Source organism: Acinetobacter sp. YH12255 (assembly GCF_013417355.1).
In the GTDB taxonomy this organism is placed as follows: Bacteria; Pseudomonadota; Gammaproteobacteria; order Pseudomonadales; family Moraxellaceae; genus Acinetobacter; species Acinetobacter pseudolwoffii.
The window spans coordinates 1-2,162 of sequence record NZ_VPEC01000055.1; the positions used below are offsets into that span (position 1 = coordinate 1).

A 2,162-nucleotide genomic window follows, 5' to 3' on the forward strand; every position below is an offset into this window, starting at 1 on the left:
AATACCAACGAACAGCCCAAAGAATGATTTCACCTTGAAAGTGCCGACCGTGGAAGGGATTCATCTGCTGTATCTCGAAATAAATAAGATATTTAGCTTATCATGTCAGCCTATTTGCAACAGTGCCCAACTTGCGACACTAAATTGGGTAGATTGGTTCAATAAAGAGCGTGTACATAGTGCACTAGGTTATGTATCACCTTTTGATTTTGAAGCAATGTACTATGATAAGATTAACCCGTTAGGTCAGGTGGCCTAACTTAAATAAAAAACTCTCCGACAAACCCGGTACGGTTCACCTTTATCTTTGTTTGTGATGAATACATTAGCAAGTTCCCATTTAGGTGCTGCATGAGAGAGAATTGGTAAAGATAGACAGAGTCCTAAGATAAACTTTTTCATTAATTGTCCTATGAAATCTCATAATGATTTGTTAAATCATAACTTAATTTATTGCTGATCTAGCTTAGCTTATAATTAATTTGAATTATTTTTACGTTGTTTGAGAACTTCTAATCCTAAATCCTTCCAAATTTGCCATTTCATATCATTTGGGTCTATTTCAGCAGTTTTAAGCAGAATTCCAAGTAATTCGGCTGGGTCACGCTGATCAAGGTTAGCAATTTCAAAAAGTGCGCCTAATTGAATGAGATGACGTGTACGAGCTTTTCGTTCAGCTTCCTTTTCTGCATTCAGTAATTTTCTGACTGCTATCTTCTGTTTATTCGCTCGATCTATGGCTTTTTCAGCTTTGATCAAGGCATTCAATTTTTTCTCTTGGTCGGGAGTACGGTATTGGATTTGAGCTAATTCTAATAAAAGCTTTTGTGCATCACTGGGATTCTTTAAAGCAGAAATGTAGGTAATTTTTTCAGACAGCCAATCATTATTCATATTCAATTCCTTAATTCATATACCGCAAAAGCACAGGCTCAATACTCAAAGAACGATAACAAAATAATTACGTCCAAGGTACGCAATTTTGTTAAAGTCGTTCTAGAGATTGTCGCCTGTACTTCCATCAAAAAATTGATGGCGCGCTTAGACGTTTCTCAATTTCATTGAGAAACCTAAGCACGTTAGGGACTTCATCCCTAAAACCCTGAAACTTCTTTTTTTCGTTCAATTGAAAATTGAATGAAAAAAAGAAGTACCAAAGCTAGGAGCAACAGCATGCAACTAAAACAGGTATTGGGAAAAATCAAAGATATTAGTTTTGGCGTGATCGCAGCACCGCTAATTATCATCATTATGATGTGGGCTTCGATACTTGATCAAAGAGCGTTTAAAAAAGAACGTAACCGAAAAAAGGAACAGGATAAGACCTAATGGCGATTGCTCGTTTAAGTGTCAAAGTCGGTAAGGCAGGTAAAGCAGCACCGCATGCCGAATATATTGATCGGGATGAAGAAAAAAAGCTGAAACAAGAACAGGCAGAAACCGACCTTGAACATAGTGCCTATGGGAATATGCCGAAATGGGCTGAACATAATCCGATTACCTTTTGGGAAGCAGCCGACCTTTACGAGCGCAAAAATGGCAGTACCTATCGAGAATATGAAATTGCCCTGCCTAGAGAGATGAATGCCAAACAACGTCTAGAACTGGTTGAGGAGTTCATTCAGTCCGAGATCGGCTCAAAATATCCATATCAGTTTGCGATTCATAACCCTAAAGCAATGGACGGCAACGATCAGCCCCACGTGCATCTCATGTTTAATGAACGTCTGCAAGATGGAATCGAACGAGATCCAGAGCAATATTTCAAACGCTATAACAGCAAAAATCCTGAACGTGGCGGAGCTAAAAAAGACAATACAGGCAAGAGTTACCAGGAACGAAAAATTGATATTAAAGACCTACGCCAAAGATGGGCGGATTTATGCAACAGCCATTTAGAAAAACATCAAATTGATAGCCGTATTGATATGCGAAGCTACAAAGAGCAAGGCATAGAGAAAGAACCCGAAAAGAAACTGTTACCAAGCCAAGCCAAAGACCCTGAAATTAGGGAAGCCCTACAACAATCACGTACAGCCTATAAAGAGCTTGAGCGACTAGACTTAGGCGACCCCAAACAAGACCTGAAAGACCTCAAAAACAGCCCAATTTCAGACAAAGAAATTAAACAGGGTATTGAGAGCTTTAAGGCTGATTTTTAC

General features: G+C 38.9%; 4 protein-coding genes. 3 read left to right on the forward strand and 1 reads right to left on the reverse strand.

The annotated features are described in order from the left end of the window. On the forward strand, positions 1–259 hold a 259-nt coding region (locus FTV30_RS16365; protein ID WP_257223486.1), incomplete at its 5' end, for an integrase core domain-containing protein. Positions 260–477: 218 nt separating this feature from the next. On the opposite strand, the gene FTV30_RS14185 is transcribed toward FTV30_RS16365, so the two are convergent. Beyond that, positions 478–894, reverse strand: a complete 417-nt coding sequence (locus tag FTV30_RS14185) for a conjugal transfer protein TraD (protein WP_108091264.1) — start codon at positions 892–894, stop codon at positions 478–480. A gap of 279 nt (positions 895–1,173) precedes the next feature. Between FTV30_RS14185 and FTV30_RS14190 the strand changes: the two genes are divergently transcribed. Beyond that, positions 1,174–1,329 carry a hypothetical protein gene (locus FTV30_RS14190; RefSeq protein WP_002061201.1) on the forward strand — a complete coding sequence of 52 codons (156 nt, stop codon included), beginning with the start codon at positions 1,174–1,176 and terminating at the stop codon, positions 1,327–1,329. Beyond that, the coding region (locus FTV30_RS14195; RefSeq protein ID WP_180001807.1) for a MobA/MobL family protein at positions 1,329–2,162 on the forward strand (834 nt) is incomplete at its 3' end. The genes FTV30_RS14190 and FTV30_RS14195, both read left to right, overlap by 1 nt.

What these genes read in the sequence shown, in the direction of transcription:
- FTV30_RS14185 (WP_108091264.1), bottom strand. Translation starts at nt 894, where the DNA reads ATGAATAATGATTGGCTGTCTGAAAAAATTACCTACATTTCTGCTTTA.
- FTV30_RS14190 (WP_002061201.1), top strand. Translation starts at nt 1,174, where the DNA reads ATGCAACTAAAACAGGTATTGGGAAAAATCAAAGATATTAGTTTTGGC.